14 protein-coding genes and 1 pseudogene are annotated in these 15,480 nt (G+C 69.1%); 9 read left to right on the plus strand and 6 right to left on the minus strand.

Annotated features, from left to right (window positions below; genetic code table 11):
• Window positions 1–53: 53 nt before the first annotated feature.
• Complete coding sequence (locus tag NL1_RS16205) at window positions 54–491, plus strand: MarR family winged helix-turn-helix transcriptional regulator (protein ID WP_067840242.1); 438 nt, start codon at window positions 54–56, stop codon at window positions 489–491.
• 45 nt (window positions 492–536) lie between these two features.
• Here the strand turns inward: NL1_RS16205 and NL1_RS16210 are convergent, their stop codons facing one another.
• Both NL1_RS16210 and NL1_RS16215 read right to left on the minus strand, forming a co-directional pair.
• A complete protein-coding gene (locus NL1_RS16210) occupies window positions 537–938 on the minus strand; it encodes a YccF domain-containing protein (protein WP_067840243.1) in 402 nt (133 codons plus the stop codon).
• Between the two features lie 83 nt (window positions 939–1,021).
• Window positions 1,022–2,227 carry a GNAT family N-acetyltransferase gene (locus tag NL1_RS16215; protein ID WP_067840293.1) on the minus strand — a complete coding sequence of 402 codons (1,206 nt, stop codon included), beginning with the start codon at window positions 2,225–2,227 and terminating at the stop codon, window positions 1,022–1,024.
• A 176-nt stretch (window positions 2,228–2,403) separates the two neighbouring features.
• Here NL1_RS16215 and NL1_RS16220 point away from each other — a divergent pair, with 176 nt between their 5' ends.
• A complete protein-coding gene (locus NL1_RS16220; RefSeq protein WP_174553419.1) occupies window positions 2,404–3,207 on the plus strand; it encodes a TrmH family RNA methyltransferase in 804 nt (267 codons plus the stop codon).
• Between the two features lie 11 nt (window positions 3,208–3,218).
• A complete protein-coding gene (locus NL1_RS16225; RefSeq protein ID WP_067840297.1) occupies window positions 3,219–3,536 on the plus strand; it encodes a DUF2537 domain-containing protein in 318 nt (105 codons plus the stop codon).
• Window positions 3,537–3,545: 9 nt separating this feature from the next.
• Here the strand turns inward: NL1_RS16225 and NL1_RS16230 are convergent, their stop codons facing one another.
• The 3 genes from NL1_RS16230 to serC all read right to left on the minus strand — a co-directional run bounded on the left by NL1_RS16230 (window position 3,546) and on the right by serC (window position 7,411).
• On the minus strand, window positions 3,546–4,289 hold the full coding sequence (locus NL1_RS16230) for a DUF6928 family protein (RefSeq protein WP_067840245.1): 744 nt from the start codon (window positions 4,287–4,289) through the stop codon (window positions 3,546–3,548).
• A gap of 247 nt (window positions 4,290–4,536) precedes the next feature.
• A complete protein-coding gene (sepH, locus tag NL1_RS16235) occupies window positions 4,537–5,634 on the minus strand; it encodes a septation protein SepH (protein WP_067840247.1) in 1,098 nt (365 codons plus the stop codon).
• Window positions 5,635–6,286: 652 nt separating this feature from the next.
• Window positions 6,287–7,411, minus strand: a complete 1,125-nt coding sequence (serC, locus tag NL1_RS16240) for a phosphoserine transaminase (RefSeq protein WP_067840250.1) — start codon at window positions 7,409–7,411, stop codon at window positions 6,287–6,289.
• A 155-nt stretch (window positions 7,412–7,566) separates the two neighbouring features.
• Here serC and NL1_RS16245 point away from each other — a divergent pair, with 155 nt between their 5' ends.
• The 3 genes from NL1_RS16245 to NL1_RS16255 all read left to right on the plus strand — a co-directional run bounded on the left by NL1_RS16245 (window position 7,567) and on the right by NL1_RS16255 (window position 10,453).
• A complete protein-coding gene (locus NL1_RS16245) occupies window positions 7,567–8,262 on the plus strand; it encodes a hypothetical protein (protein ID WP_067840252.1) in 696 nt (231 codons plus the stop codon).
• Between the two features lie 45 nt (window positions 8,263–8,307).
• Window positions 8,308–8,949: a TetR/AcrR family transcriptional regulator gene (locus NL1_RS16250; protein ID WP_067840254.1), complete on the plus strand. Its 642-nt coding sequence runs from the start codon at window positions 8,308–8,310 to the stop codon at window positions 8,947–8,949.
• 88 nt (window positions 8,950–9,037) lie between these two features.
• A complete protein-coding gene (locus NL1_RS16255; protein ID WP_067840255.1) occupies window positions 9,038–10,453 on the plus strand; it encodes a lipase family protein in 1,416 nt (471 codons plus the stop codon).
• A 149-nt stretch (window positions 10,454–10,602) separates the two neighbouring features.
• Here NL1_RS16255 and NL1_RS16260 read toward each other — a convergent pair whose 3' ends face one another.
• Complete coding sequence (locus NL1_RS16260) at window positions 10,603–11,751, minus strand: citrate synthase 2 (protein ID WP_067840257.1); 1,149 nt, start codon at window positions 11,749–11,751, stop codon at window positions 10,603–10,605.
• 155 nt (window positions 11,752–11,906) lie between these two features.
• Here NL1_RS16260 and pdxH point away from each other — a divergent pair, with 155 nt between their 5' ends.
• The 3 genes and pseudogenes from pdxH (at window position 11,907) to NL1_RS16275 (ending at window position 15,465) form a co-directional block, all read left to right on the plus strand.
• Window positions 11,907–12,662: a pyridoxamine 5'-phosphate oxidase gene (gene pdxH / locus NL1_RS16265; protein ID WP_067840259.1), complete on the plus strand. Its 756-nt coding sequence runs from the start codon at window positions 11,907–11,909 to the stop codon at window positions 12,660–12,662.
• A gap of 67 nt (window positions 12,663–12,729) precedes the next feature.
• Window positions 12,730–14,006, plus strand: a pseudogene (locus NL1_RS16270) (MFS transporter).
• Window positions 14,007–14,163: 157 nt separating this feature from the next.
• Window positions 14,164–15,465: a citrate synthase gene (locus NL1_RS16275; protein ID WP_084510644.1), complete on the plus strand. Its 1,302-nt coding sequence runs from the start codon at window positions 14,164–14,166 to the stop codon at window positions 15,463–15,465.
• Window positions 15,466–15,480 lie beyond the last annotated feature (15 nt).

Raw genomic sequence — 15,480 nt, forward strand, 5'->3', positions numbered from 1 at the left:
TAGCGGCGGGAACCCACGTCCCGCAGCCAGCGGGTCCCGTATCGTTTGCCACTGTGACAACGCCATCGGATGTTCGAGCCCTCGCCGGTGAACTCTCGCTGGCGGTGGTTCGGCTGACGCGACACCTGCGGGGGCGTCGCGCCGACTCACAGATCTCGCTGACCCAGCTCTCCGCCCTCGCCACCCTGTCGCGCGAAGGTGCGATGACACCGGGCGCGCTGGCCGCCAAGGAGCGAGTGCAGCCGCCGTCGATGACCAGGGTGATCGCGTCGCTGTCCGATCTGAACCTGGTGGAGCGCAAGCCGCATCCGACCGATGGCCGTCAGATCATCGTCTCGCTCTCCGAATCCGGCCGGGCGCTGATCGCCGACGAGGCCAGCGCCCGCGAGGCCTGGATGACCGAGCAGCTCGGAGGCCTCACCGACGAGCAGCTCGTGGTCCTCACCCGAGCGGTCGCCATCATGAAACAGATAGTCACCGAATCGGAGTAGTTCGCTGCACGCCGCACACTGCGCGGGCACCGCGCACCGGCGTACTCACCGACCGGCGAAGGGCTGATCGCTGTCGACGATCTCGCGGCCGAGCGGGAAGAGCGAGAGCGGGATGAATTTGAGGTTGGCCCAGCCGAACGGGATGCCGATGATCGAGAGGAACAGCGGGATGCTGGTGAGCAGGTGGCCGAGGGCCAGCCACCAGCCCGCCACGATGAACCAGATGATGTTTCCGATCAGCGAGCCCGCGCCCGCGCCCTCCTTCTCCACCGTGGTACGGCCGAAGGGCCAGAGCACGTAGGCCGCGATGCGGAACGAGGCGATGCCGAATGGGATCGTGATGATCAGGATGAAGCAGATGATGCCGGCCAGGACATAGGCGAGCGCCATCCAGAACCCGGCGAAGATGAGCCAGAGGATATTGAGAACCAGCTGAAGCGGCTTCATATCTCCAGCATGCCAGCCTGCCGCCGACCGTGGGGATATTCCCGGGTCGAGCGCCTGACCTGCCCCGTCGGAAGAAGACGCGGTCAGAAGAACCAGCCGAGCACCGCGTCCCGATCGGCGCCGAACGCCTCCTCCAGTGCGCGCAGTTTGCCGGAATCCTTGGCCTGCAGCCGGTTAGCCGCCGCGAACGCGCGCGCCGGATACGCGCCGAGGTACATGCTGCCGAGGACGTCGATGCCGAGTTCGATGTCGGCGTCCCGTTCGGTGGGCGCGCACTCGGCGTGTCCGTTGCGCACGGTGAGCGCGAACGTGCCGCCCGCCGCGCGGAAGGGGTCGGTGACGGCCAGAACGACGTCGAGATCGGTCCGGTAGTCGCGGGCGGTCAGTGCGGCGGGGACGTCCATGAGCCGCAGCCAGAGGCCGTCGTAGCGGCCGGTCGTGCGGACCAGCCGAGGGTTTCCGAGCAGGTACGGGAGCGGGTCGTTGTCGCTGAGTTCCGCTTTGACGCGAGCCACCAGGTCCAGACCGCACAGCGTGCGCCAGAGCGCGGCGTGTGCGTCGGTGGTGACCGTGCGCATCTCGACGACGTCGACGACCATCTCCCTGCCTTCGTGGAAGTAGCGGTACAGCGCGTAGCCGTCCGGGTGCAGCAGCGTGAACAGATCCGAGCCACCGCCGCGGAACCGCTCCGGATCGGCGAACAGGTTGCCCCACGATGCTTCGGGGCGCACCTGAGCGCCCGGGGTCAGCCTGCGCCAGCGGTCGTAGATCTCGCACACTCGGTCGGTGACGTCGGCGAGCATCACGAGTTCGACACCACCCGGATCCGGTGTGGTCGGCAGGAATTCGGCGAACCTGCGATCGATCGTCGCCGCGTTCTGGCGCACCGCGGGCCCATAGCCGAACCGCCCGTAGATGCCGCCTTCGCTGGCCGTGAAGATGGTCAGCGGCAGGCCCTGCGCCTCGGTGCGGCGATGCTGCTCGGTGTACATCGCCCGCAGAATGCCGCGCCTGCGGTGCGTCGGCGCGACCCCGACCCCGGCGATGCCGCAGGCCGGCACGGTCCGCTCCCCGGGCACGGTCAGGATCATCTCCCGCGACCGGACATGTCCGACGACGCGATCCCCCTCCACCGCCACGACCGAGTCCAGCGGATCGAACAAATGCGCCGAGCGCTCCAGCCACGCCTCATCCGACCGGGTGCCGAACGAGGTCTCCACGAGCAACCGGACCCCGGCGGCGTCCGCCTCGGTCGCCGATCGGATGGTGATGCCGGGTATCAGCGTCATACGCCGATCGTGCCATGTGCCGACGTCGCCGTGCACCGGAATTTCCGCCCGATCAACTGCGCGCCTTCGGTTTCCGCACGGCGATCTCCGGCCGCGCCGCGGCGGGTATCGCCCATGGTCGCGAATGCGCCGGGTGCGGTGTCGGATGGGAGCGTGGCGCCCGGCAGGATATGGCGGTGGCCGAAGTGATCGATATCGATGATCCCAGCGATCCCCGGGTCGACGATTTTCGCGACCTGGCGTCGGCGGATCGACGGCCGGACCTGCCCGGCCGCAAGGGGCTGGTGATCGCCGAGGGCGTGGTGGTCGTGCAGCGGATGCTGGATTCGCGGTTTCGGCCGAGTGCCCTGCTCGGGGTGGCGCGCCGGTACGAGCAGTTGACCGAGGATCTGGCCGGGGTGGATGTGCCGTGCTACCGGGCGAATGCCGAGGTGATGGCGCAGATCGTCGGTTTCCATCTCAATCGCGGGGTGCTCGCGGTGGCGCGGCGGCCCGCGGAGCTGACCCTGGACGAGGTGACCGAGGGCGCGCGCACGGTCGCGGTGCTCGAGGGCGTCAACGACCACGAGAATCTGGGGTCGATGTTCCGCAATGCGGCCGGACTGGGAGCCGAGGCGATCCTGTTCGGCGATCGCTGCGCCGATCCGCTGTACCGGCGTGCCGTCCGGGTGTCGATGGGCCACGTCCTCCGGGTGCCGTTCGCGCCGGTGCCGGACTGGCCGAATGGCTTGGACCTCTTGCGACGCAAGGGATTTCAGATCATCGCACTCACCCCGAACCCCGCGGCGCCGAATCTGGCCACCGCCATGACGGGCGAACGGGTCGCGCTGCTGCTCGGCGCGGAGGGGCCCGGACTCACCGAGGAGGCGATGCGCGCGACCGATATCCGCGCGCGCATTCCGATGTCGCCGGGCACCGATTCGCTGAATGTAGCCACGGCCGCGGCGATGGCGTTCTATGAACGAGTGAGAACGTCGTGAGGGACGAGGACATGGTGGATCACCCGACGAACGGTGCGTACCGCCCCTATCCGCCCGCGCAGGACCCGACGCCGTGGGCGGCGGGCCTCACGGTGACGGTGATGGTCGCGCTGTTGGCGGCCGTGGCCGTCTACGCCTTCGGCATCGCCCTCGCCGAGGTGCATCCGCTGCTGGCCGTGGTGGTGAACCTGGTCGCGGCGGGCGGCGCGGCACCTACCGCGTGGCGCGCGCGATACACACCGGTGACCAGGTGGGTGCTGCTCGGCTGCGGGGTGGGCGTGGCGCTCGGCTGGCTGGCGCTCGTCATCGAGGGCTTGTCGGCGCTGTGAATATCCGGCTCAGCCGACCCGGTCGCCTCCGCGCAGCCAACCGAACAGACTTCGCCTCGGCTTGATCTCATGGTCGGACCTGTCGGAATCGACCAAGGTCGTGTGGTCGGGCGCGGCGCCTTTCGCGTACAGCGTGAACCCGCACACCGCGATATCACCGGGCACCAGCGCACCCTGGGCCGGGGCAGCGCGGTAGTGGAAGCCGAGCCATTCGTTGTTCGCGGCGTCGGCGAAATCGGGCGCGTCGAAGGGGAGCGTCTGCGGGTCGGGCAATTCCCCGGCATGCCAGCGAACGGGATGCTCGCCCGCCCAGTAGGGCCGCTCCCATACCAGCGGCAGACCCTCGTCCTCCAGGATGTTCACCCGGGTCGAGCTGAACGAACGGCGGAATTCCCCGCGCTCCCAGTGCGCGAACGCGCCCCAGCCCATGGCGGTGTCGAAGGAGATCAGGTAGGTGTGGTCCGAGGCCAGCGGGCGCACCAGCAGCTCCGCCAGTTTCGTCGGCCGCGGTAGTGCGGCCTGCGCCGAACACACCACGGTGACACCGGGATAGCAGCCGATGTACACCTCGTCGCGGTCCGGGCCCGCGCAGCCGCCGAGGGTGCCGACCATGATCGGCACCACATCGCGGTCGGCGTGGAGCTGCTTGGCCAGCGCCAGCGCGGCTTCGGGATCCGGGTCGTGATCGGCGCGCAGTACCGCCAACGGCTCGGGTGCGTCGATATACCAGAGGGACGAGGCTTTCGACAGCATTTCCGACACCTCCCGATGGTCGCACGAAACTACTCCGCGAACTTCCCGCTACCATTTGTGTCCGACGACGCCGCGCGCCATCCGGCCCACCTCGAAAAATCTACTCGCCTCGGACGACCCGTGGCGCAGCTTCCGTAACGGAACACGCCAGCGCGCCGAAAAATTCGGGACCAGCAAACTTGCCGAGGGATCCAGCAAACTTCGGATGAACAGGGAACGCGCCGAAACCGCGGCGCGTCATATCAACTCAGTGACCCGAGCTGCGCACGCCGAGCAGCACGTCCTCCCAGGACGGCATGGGCGCCTTCCCGCGCTTGGTGCGGTTCGGCTTCGCGGGCGCGGACTTGCCGTTGGCGTTGCCGGACTTGGTGTTCTCCTCGGCGGGCGCGGGGTTTGCGGCCGGTGCCGGGGTGTCGGTGGGCTGCGCGCTGTTGGTAGAGGCGCTCGCCGCCGGGGTGGTGGGTTTCGTGCTCGCGGTGGGAGTGGTGTTCGTGCTCGCCGCGGGCGCGGCATTCGCGCTCGCCGCCTGCGCCGGGGTGCTGCCGCTCGCGGCCGGGATCGCCGCGGCGCTGCCGCCTGCGGCGACGGCCCGCTGCTCGACGAAGTACTCGTCCAGCGTCGGCTGCGGCTGCCGGGCCGTCGCGGGACGCGCGGTGGGGGCCGCGGGAGTTTCCTTGCGCGGCTCGGCAACGGGTTCGGCCGGTGCGGGCGCCTCGAGCTCGGCCTGCGGCGGCAGGACGGTCGCCAGACCTCGCAGGGCACGGCCGAAATCGGGATCGATCAGATCCGCGGCGGGATCGTCGAGCGGCGAGACCGAACCGCCGTGCGCGTCGGGCTGGTAGCGCCAGTGCGCGGCGATCTCGGAACGCCCGTTCTGCCACTGCAACTGGGCCACCCAGTAGCCCTTTTCGTCCTTCCAGGCATCCCACTCGGCGTTCTCGAGCGTGTGCCCGCGCTCGGTGAACGCGGCGGTGACGATATCGATCAGGGTTTCCACGGCGGGGCCGTCGGGGCGCACCGGGTGCGCCTTCTGCGCGAGCTCGGCGGCGCGGGCACGCTCCAGCAACACCGGATACGCGAAACGCTCGACCCGGCTCGCGGGCATGCCGGATTCTTCGGTGACCTGTTCGACGGAGGCGCCGGCACGGATACGGGCCTGGATATCGCGGGGACGCATAGAAGCTTCCATTTCGATCTCGATCTGGCCGAATCGGGCAAGGTCTCCGCGCGCGGCGGCTCGTAGCTTGTCGTCTGCGGGCAGCCGGAACTTCTGGCCGGACTCGGTGTCGATACACACGATGTGCGTGGAGTCGGGCGTCACCCCGATCACTCGAAGTTCACGCACCGTTACCTCCTTATCGCGTCGACTCGCGACACCGCCCACTTTCCGAAACAGTAGTGCACATTCGATCATCTCGAGGCAAGACACGCGGCACCAAAATCTGCCGCCCCCGGTCAGAAACCGCTAATCTGTGATCTTTTTGCGCGCTGGCGCTGTGTTGTCGGCGCGCCGGGGCGCGCGGGTTCGCGGCCCCTTATGTCTCGCTTCCGAGCGGCCGAGACTCGCGACTTCGTCGCATGCGTCTCGACCGCTCGGAAGCGAGACGGCCGCGTACGGGCTCGTAAGACTCGCCCTCGGGGTGGCTGGGAGTGCGTGGATCGAGCGTTCGTTTCGGCGGGTTTGCGCCTATTGCGCTTCGGCCGCTCGGAAGCGAGACGGCCGCGTACGGGCTCGTAAGACTCGCCCTCGGGGTGGCTGGGAGTGCGTGGATCGAGCGTTCGTTTCGGCGGGTTTGCGCCTATTGCGCTTCGGCCGCTCGGAAGCGAGACGGCCGCGAACGGGCTCGTAAGACTCGCCCCGGACGGGGCTGGTGGTGCGGGGAATTGCGGTTTGTTCAGAGGGATTTACCGTTTTTTGCGGGCCGGTGCTGGCGCAAGGGTATTCAAAGCACAGTGCCCGTGGTCTCGGATGAGACCACGGGCACCGGGAAAGTTGCTCAGGAGAGCTTTTCGACGACCCAGTCGATGCTGCGGGTGAGCTGGCTCACGTCCTCCGGGTCGATGGCGGGGAACATGCCGACGCGCAGCTGGTTGCGGCCCAGCTTGCGGTAGGGCTCGGTGTCGACGATTCCGTTGGCCCGCAGCACCTTCGCGACCTGTGCCGCGTCCACCGAATCGGCGAAGTCGATGGTGCCGACGACCTGCGAGCGGTGCGCCGGGTCGGTGACGTACGGGGTGGCGTATTCGCTCGACTCGGCCCACGCGTACAGCCGCGAGGAGGAATCCAGCGTCCGCTTGACCGCCCAGTCCAGGCCGCCGTTGCCGTTCAGCCACTCGATCTGGTTGGCGAACAGCAGCAGGGTGCCCAGCGCCGGGGTGTTGTAGGTCTGGTCCTTGGTGCTGTTGTCGATCGCGACCGGCAGCGAGAGGAACTCGGGGGTCCAGCGGCCGCTGTTCTTGATCTCCTCGACGCGCTCCAGCGCCGCGGGGCTCATCAGCGCGACCCACAGGCCGCCGTCGGCGGCGAAGCACTTCTGCGGCGCGAAGTAGTAGACGTCGGCGTCGGTGATGTTCACCGGCAGGCCGCCCGCGCCGGAGGTGGCGTCGATGGCGATCAGCGCGTGCTCGGAACCGGCCGGACGCTGCACCGGAATGGCCACGCCCGTGGAGGTTTCGTTGTGCGCCCAGCCGATCAGGTCGGCCGACGGGTCGGCCACCGGCTCGGGGGCGCTGCCCGGCTCGGACGAGACCACGATCGGGTCGCCGATGAACGGGTTGCCCTTGGCCACGGAGGCGAACTTGCTGGAGAACTCACCGTTGGTCAGGTGCAGCGAGCGCTCGCGGATCAGGCCGAACGCGGCGGCGTCCCAGAACGCGGTGGTGCCGCCGTTGCCGAGGACGACCTCGTAGCCGTCGGGCAGGGCGAAGAGCTCGCGCAGGCCGTTGCGCACCCGCGCGACCACGTCCTTCACCGGCTTCTGCCGGTGAGAGGTTCCGAACACCGAGGCCCCCACCTTGACGAGGGACTCCAGCTGTTCCGGGCGCACCTTGGAGGGGCCACAGCCGAACCGTCCGTCGGCGGGCTTGAGATCGTCGGGAATGGTCGGGAACGCAGTGGTCATGGCCAACAGAATAAAGAGTGTCCGACCTGCTCGGTTCGTGCGGGTGGGTGCCCGAGGCCCGTGACGTCTCGGAAACCGGCCAAGGTGTGATCAATTACTCATAGGTTCGATGTATTGCTGTGGCGTGCGCCACAGTCCGGCTACCCTTTCCGCCCATGGGCATGGCGTCGGCTAACTCCGGGTGGCGGATACGCGCCCGGCGATCACGGAACTTCGGCCTGCGGGCGGGCGCGCTGTCGGGGGCGGCGCGGCGCGAATTGCTGATTCGCGGCACGGCGGGATCGGCGACCATTCTCGGCGTGCGGAAGGGTTCGGCCCCGGCGTTCGCCCGGCCCTTCGGGGCGGGTCCCGGGCCGCAGCCGCGGCGGGAGCCCGGCCACGTGTTCTGGGTTCGCGTGCAGATCGACGGGGAGCCGCCCTACGAGACCCGGGTGCGGCAGCGGGTGCGCGAGGAAGACCTGGAGTGGATGCAGCCTGCCGACGTGGTCGCCTGCCGCGTCGATCCCGGGGATCGGGACCGGCTGGTGCTCTACGTGCCCGACGCGGGCGAGGCGACCAGGGTGAGCATCGCCAAGGTTCTCGCCGACGGACGCAGGGCCGACGCGACCGTGCTGGCGGCCGCGCCGGTGGCGGCCGACTACTCCGGCCGCGACGATCCGGTGCTTCGCCTGGATCTCGAGCTGCGGGCCTGGGACGAGCCGGTGCCGTGGCGGGTCCGCCTGATCCAGCCGGTGCCGCTGGCCGCGATCGGCCTCGTCGACCTCGGCCAGCACCTCGAGGTGGCGTTCTTCGCCGTCGATCGCGGTGAATCCGTCGCGGTGGACTGGGCGGCCTCGCTCGGCGACGAATAACGCGTTCCGCGTGGATCGCGGCCTGTCGCACTAGGGTCGACCGGTGTGGGTGCGGTGCGGTCGAGACACAGTTACGCCGGGCAGTCGGTCGCGGAGCGGCAGGTCGAGCGGCGCGCGCTGTTCTTCGACGCGGCGCTCACGGTCTTCGCGGAGAAGACGTACGCGCACAGCTCCGTCACCGATATCTGCGCGGTAGCCGGGCTGTCGCGCAGGCAGTTCTACGAGCAGTACACCGACCGGGAGGAACTGCTCGTCGAGGTCTACGACCGGATTCACGAGCAGGCGCGCGACGCCGTCGCGCAGGCGCTCGTCACGGCGGGCGCCACCGAGCCGCGCGTTCTGACGGATGTGGCCATCCGCGCATACATCGAGGCCGTCGTCGGCGACATCCGCAAGGCGAAGGTTGCGTTCGTGGAGATCGTCGGCGTCAGCGAGGCGGTGGAGCGGCATCGCGCCGAGGTCAGGGATCGGTGGGGCGCCGTCGTCGAGGCCGCGGCCGCGTCGTTGCCGGGTGTGCGCACGCCGCCGGGTGGCTGGCGAGTAGCCATGGCGGCGTTCATCGGCGCGGTCAACGGCCTCGTGCACCAGTGGAGCCTCGATGATCCGCGCCCGCCCGTCGACGTGCTCGTCGACGTGCTGACCACGCTGCTCACCGCGCTGGCACTGCCGGGCGACGCGTCGGCCTGATTGCGATCCAGAACACATTCGTGCCATAGTGTGGCCCACATTGAGACGCGGGCGTCTCAATCGCGGAAATCGTGAGGATGTGGGGTCGATGAGGACCAGAACGAGGCCGGGGCGGATGCGCCGGTTCGGCATGGTGTCGATGAGCGCGGCGGTCGCCGTCTCGCTCGCGGGGGTCGGTGCGCAGGCGGGAGCGGAGCCGGACGCGCCGGTCACCCCTCCCGTCGAAGCCGCGCGGGTGTTGCCGCTGCCGCCCGAACTCGACCCCGGCTTCTACCGTCAGCCTGCGGAAGTGCTCGCCGCCGCGGCGCCGGGCGAGGTGATCGCGGTACGCCAGGTCAATCTCGCGAACTTCGGGCTCATCCCGCTCAACGTCGACGCCTGGCAGGTCTCCTACCGCTCCAACGACAGCAGGGACCAGCCCATTTCGGCCGTCGCCACGCTGATCAAGCCGCGCGGTGTCGCGCCGGAGCCGCGCAAGTTGCTGTCGTTGCAGATCGCGGAGGACTCCACCGCCGGCTACTGCACACCCTCCTACGCGCTCCAGCACCTCTCGGTCGCGCCGCTGCTCGGGCAGATCGTGGCGCCGGGCGAGTTCGTCTTCGCCCAGGCCGCGTTGCAGCAAGGCTGGGCCGTGGTCATCCCCGACCATCAGGGCCCGAATTCCGCGTATGCCGCTGGCCCACTCGGCGGCCGGATCACCCTCGACGGCATCCGCGCCGCGACCTCGTTCGCGCCGCTCGAAGTCGGCCCGGACGCGCCGGTCGGGCTCTACGGCTACTCGGGCGGTTCCATGCCGACGGGTCACGCCGCCGAAATGCGGGCCACCTACGCGCCCGAATTGAACATCGTCGGCGCGGCGCAGGGCGGCGTCGGCGCCGACCTCGGCGCCACGCTGAACATGGCCAACAACCAGGCCACCGCCGGACTGGTGTTCGCCGCCGTGATGGGTCTGGCCCGCGAGTACCCCGACTTCGCGGCATTTCTCGACCGCAACCTGAATCCGCTGGGCAAGGCGCTGGTGGCGGTCAAAGCGCCGCTGTGCGTGCAGTACCAGTCGGCCTTGTTCCCTTTCCTGAATCTCAAGGGACTCATGCAGACCCAGGGCGATCCGCTACACGATCCGGTGGTGGCCGCGATGCTGGAAGACACCAAGCTCGGCAAGACCGTTCCCGATGTGCCGATGTTCATCTGGCATTCGGCGTGGGACGAGATCCTGCCGCTCGGCTCGACCAACGACCTGGTGAACACCTACTGCCAGAACCCGGACGCGCGGGTGCAGTTCACCCGCGACCACGCCAGCGAGCACATCGTCGCCGAGGTCACCGGAGGCCCCGCGGCCCTGCTGTGGCTGCGTGACCGGCTCGAGGGCGTGCCCGCCCAGCCGGGGTGCAGCACCAGCGACATGCCCACGATGCTCGCCACCCCCGGTGAGCTGCCGTTCCTGGCCTCGGTGTTCGGCGAGACCGTCGCCTCGTTCTTCGGAAAGCCGATCGGCGCACGGTAATTCGGGTCCGCAGCACGCCCCGGGACATGCCTGGCACGTCCCGGGGCGGTGTCGTCTGTGGCGCTCCCGGAGGCCGAACGAGCCGGACGCCGTGGCGGGCAAGGAAACCCGCCGCGGCGTCCGGCTCGCGATCGTGTGCTGTTGCTGCCTCAGAGGTGGGCGATGGTGGACCAGCCCGCGACCTCTTCCGGCCTGCGCGCGGCGGGACCGGTGTAGATCGCGGCCGGGCGCACCAGCTTGCCCAGCTGCTTCTGCTCCAGGATGTGCGCGCACCAGCCCGCGGTCCGGCCGCAGGTGAACATGGCGGGCATCATGTGCGCGGGGACCTCGGCGAAGTCGAGGATCACCGCGGCCCAGAACTCGACATTGGTCTCGATGGCGCGGTCGGGGCGACGCTCGCGCAGCTCGGCGAGCGCGGCCTGCTCCAGCGCGGCCGCCACCTCGTAGCGCGGCGCCTGCAGACGCTTGGCGGTGGCGCGCAGCACGCGGGCGCGCGGGTCCTCGGCCCGGTACACCCGGTGACCGAAGCCCATCAGCTTTTCCTTGCGGTCCAGGATGCCCTTGACCAGTGCACGGGCATCGCCCGTCTTCTCGACCTCTTCGATCATCGGCAGCACGCGGGCCGGTGCGCCGCCGTGCAGCGGGCCGGACATCGCACCGATCGCGCCGGAGAGCGAGGCCGCCACGTCGGCTCCGGTGGAGGCGATGACGCGAGCGGTGAAGGTGGAGGCGTTCATGCCGTGCTCGGCGGCGGAGACCCAGTAGGCGTCGATGGCCTCGGTGTGCCGCGGGTCCGGGTCGCCTTTCCAGCGGGTCATGAAGCGCTCGGTGACCGTGGTGCACTCGTCGATCTTCTTCTGCGGCACCGCGGGCTGGTAGATGCCGCGCGCCGACTGCGCCACGTAGGACAGCGCCATCACCGAGGCGCGGGCCAGGTTCTCGCGGGCTTCCTGGTCATCGATGTCGAGCAGGGGCTGGTAGCCCCAGATCGGCGCAAGCATGGCCAGACCGGCCTGCACGTCGACGCGCACGTCGCCGGTGTGCACCGGAAGCGGGAAGGGCTCGGCGGGCGGCAGGCCGCGGCCGAACTCGCCGTCGACCAGCAGCGCCCACACGTCGCCGAAGGTCACCCGGCCCGCGACCAGGTCGTCGATGTCGACCCCGCGGTAGCGCAGCGCGCCGCCGTCCTTGTCCGGTTCGGCGATATCGGTGGTGAAAGCCACCACGCCCTCGAGTCCGCTCACGAAATCACTGGGTACGGTGGCCTGGCCACCGGGAACCGCGGGGCTGGTAGTCATGTTGTGACTCTCCTTGCACTTCGGGTCGCATGAGTTCTCGCCGCTGGCGACTGTTGCAGGTCGCTCGAGACAACACAGCAGAGGATGCTGCTCGCCGAGCACATGCCGATCACCAAAACCTTAGCTCCCTGCTACCGCGGAGTAACGTCTGGCCCATGCGTGACCTGGACAATTCAGCGTCGGATTCCGTCCTGCTCCCTACGGCCGCAGACGGGGACGCGATCGAGCTCCCGGCGAACACCGACCTGTCCGCGATGCGGGTGGAATACGGCGGCGCGCCGTTCGGCTCCGGCGAGGACGTCGACCTGGACGAAACCTGGCTGGCCGGGGGCTGGGAGCCGCTGCTGCGCCACTGGATCGAGCAGGCCACCGCCGTCGGCATCGCCGAACCCAACGCGATGATCCTCGCGACGGTTTTGCTGGTTGGCGGCACGCCGCGACCGGTCGCCAGAACGGTGCTGTGCAAAGGGCTGTCGCCGGAAGGTGTGACTTTTTACACGAACTACGACTCCGCGAAAGGCGCGCAACTGGCCGCCGTCCCGTTCGCGGCGGCGACGTTCTTGTGGCCCGCGCTCGGCAGGCAGGTGCACGTGCGCGGGCCCGTCGAGAAGTCCTCCGCCGAACAGACCGTGGTGTACTGGCGCTCGCGTCCGCGGGACTCCCAGCTCGGGGCGTGGGCCTCGCAGCAGTCCCGCCCGATCGGGTCGCGGGCCGAACTGGATCGCGCGCTGGCCGAGACCACTGCGCGCTTCGCCGACGTCGATGAGATCCCGGTGCCGCCGCACTGGGGCGGCTATGTGCTGCGACCCGACGAGGTGGAGTTCTGGCAGGGCCGACGAGGTCGGCTGCACAACCGGATCCGGGTGCGCGTCGCCGAGGGCCGGATGGTGGTCGACCGTTTGCAGCCCTGACAAGAGATGAATCATGTGATGAATCTCGCGTCGTCCGGCCGACCGGAAACTCGCTAACCTCCGGCCGGTGAAGCTGCTCGCCGACACCACCCCGCTGCGCAACCCCGACTACCGCAGGCTGTGGACGACCAACATCGTCACCGTCGTCGGCGCCCAGCTGTCGGTGGTCGCGGTGCCGCAGCAGATCTTCCAGATCACCGGAAGTTCCGGATACGTCGGGCTGTCCGGGCTTTTCGGCTTGGTGCCGCTGATCCTGTTCGGGCTGTGGGGCGGCGCCCTCGCCGACGTCATGGACCGGCGCAAACTCATGGTGCCGCGGGCACCGGCGTCACCGCGGTGCTGTTCTGGGCGCAGGCGGCGGCCGGGCTCGACAACGTCTGGGTGGTGCTGCTCCTGTTCGCCGTGCAGCAGGCGTTCTTCGCGGTGAACCAGCCGACCCGCAGCGCGGCCATCTCCCGCATCCTGCCGCCGGAACAACTCGCCGCCGCCAGTTCGCTGAGCATGACCGTGCAGCAGGTCGGCGCCATCGCGGGGCCGGTGCTCGCGGGTGCGCTCATCCCGCTGATCGGGCTGTCCACGCTCTACCTCGTCGACGCCATCGCACTGCTCGTCACCCTGTGGGCGGTGTGGCGGCTGCCCGCATTCCCGCCGACCGGCGACGCGCGCCGGGCCGGATTCCGCACGGTCCTTGACGGTTTCGCCTACCTGGCCACCCAGCGCATCCTGCTCGCCTCGTTCCTGGTGGACGTCATCGCCATGGTGTTCGGCATGCCGCGCGCGCTGTTCCCGCAGATCGCGCACGAGACCTTCGGCGACCCGGCCAGCGGCGGCGTGGCGCTCGGCCTGCTGTTCGCCGCCATGTCGGCGGGCGCGGTGCTCGGCGGCGTGTTCTCCGGGTGGATTCCGCGCATCCGCCGCCAGGGGCTCGCCGTGGTCGTCTGCATCGCGCTGTGGGGGCTCGCGATGGTCGGCTTCGGGCTCGCGGTCGGCTTGGCCGGGCAACTGTTCGGGCTCGGCGTCTGGCTGTGGATCGCGGTGGCGTTCCTCGCATTCGGCGGCGCGGTCGACATAGTCTCCGCCGCGCTGCGCACCACCATGTTGCTGACCGTCGCCACCGACGAGATGCGCGGTCGCCTGCAAGGCGTGTTCATCGTGGTCGTCGCGGGCGGGCCGCGGGTCGGTGATGTTGCCCACGGTTTTGCCGCGGCGAGCCTGGGTACCGCGGTCGCCGCGGCGGGCGGCGGGGTGCTGGTCGTGATCGGTGTCGTGCTGGCAGCGTTGGCCTTCCCGGCATTTGTTCGCTACCGGGTCGCTCGCGCGCACCCCGAATCGCTGCCCGCCTGACCGGCGAAACCTCACGTGACGACACGGCGTTTGTGAGGTCGCTAGGTGGGCACCCTCGTTCTCGGGCCGCGTGGACAGCGACTAGCGTCTAGGTAATCGCACCGCCGTGCCGACCGCACTCCGATGCCGACGGTCCTAGCCTGAGAGGGATCCTTCCGTGCCCGAGAACGACATCAACGACGCCAAACCGGTGCTGAGCTACCCGGGTGGCGAATACGCCATGACGATCACCGAAGCCTCCGAAGGCAACGACGGTGTCGACCTCGGCAAATTGCTGGCCAGCACCGGGTATGTCACATACGACCCCGGATTCATGAACACCGCCCCGACCAAGTCGGCGATCACCTACATCGACGGCGAAGCGGGCATCCTGCGCTACCGCGGCTACCCGATCGATCAGCTGGCCGGGTCCTCGACCTTCATCGAGGTCAGCTACCTGCTCATCTACGGCGAGCTGCCGAGCCAGGCCCAGCTCGACGAGTTCACCGACCGGATCCGCCGCCACACGCTGCTGCACGAGGACCTGAAGCGGTTCTTCGACGGCTTCCCGCGTAACGCGCACCCCATGCCGGTGCTCTCCTCCGCGGTCAACGCGCTGTCGGCCTACTACCAGGATTCGCTGGACCCGCGCGACCCCGAGCAGGTCGAGCTGTCCACCATCCGGCTGCTCGCCAAGCTGCCGACCATCGCGGCCTACTCGTACAAGAAGTCGGTCGGCCAGCCGTTCCTCTACCCGGACAACTCGCTGAGCCTGGTGGAGAACTTCCTGCGCATGACCTTCGGCTTCCCGGCCGAGCCCTACGAGGTCGACCCCGAAGTGGCGGCCGCGCTGGACATGCTGCTGATCCTGCACGCCGATCACGAGCAGAACTGCTCCACCTCCACCGTGCGCCTGGTCGGCTCCTCGGACGCCAACCTGTTCACCTCGGTGTCCGGCGGCATCAACGCGCTGTGGGGTCCGCTGCACGGCGGCGCCAACCAGGCCGTGCTGGAGATGCTCGACGACATCAAGGCTCAGGGCGGCAACGTCAAGGAGTTCATCCGCAAGGTCAAGGCCAAGGAAGACGGCGTGAAGCTCATGGGCTTCGGGCACCGCGTCTACCGCAACTACGACCCGCGCGCCTCCATCGCCAAGAAGCATGCCGACGCCATCCTGCGCAAGCTCGGCGGCGACGACGAGCTCTTCGACATCGCCCAGGCGCTCGAAGAGGCCGCGCTCACCGACGACTACTTCGTCTCGCGCCAGCTGTACCCGAACGTCGACTTCTACACCGGCGTCATCTACAAGGCCATGGGCTTCCCGACTCGCATGTTCACCGTGCTGTTCGCGATGGGCAGGCTGCCCGGCTGGATCGCGCACTGGCGCGAAATGCACAGCGAGCCGCTGAAGATCGGCCGCCCGCGCCAGGTCTACACCGGTTACGGCGCGCGCGACTACCGCGAAATCACCAACCGCTGACAATCCAATCCACCT

It is taken from the genome of Nocardia lijiangensis NBRC 108240 (assembly GCF_001613045.1).
GTDB classification, from domain to species: domain Bacteria; phylum Actinomycetota; class Actinomycetes; order Mycobacteriales; family Mycobacteriaceae; genus Nocardia; species Nocardia lijiangensis.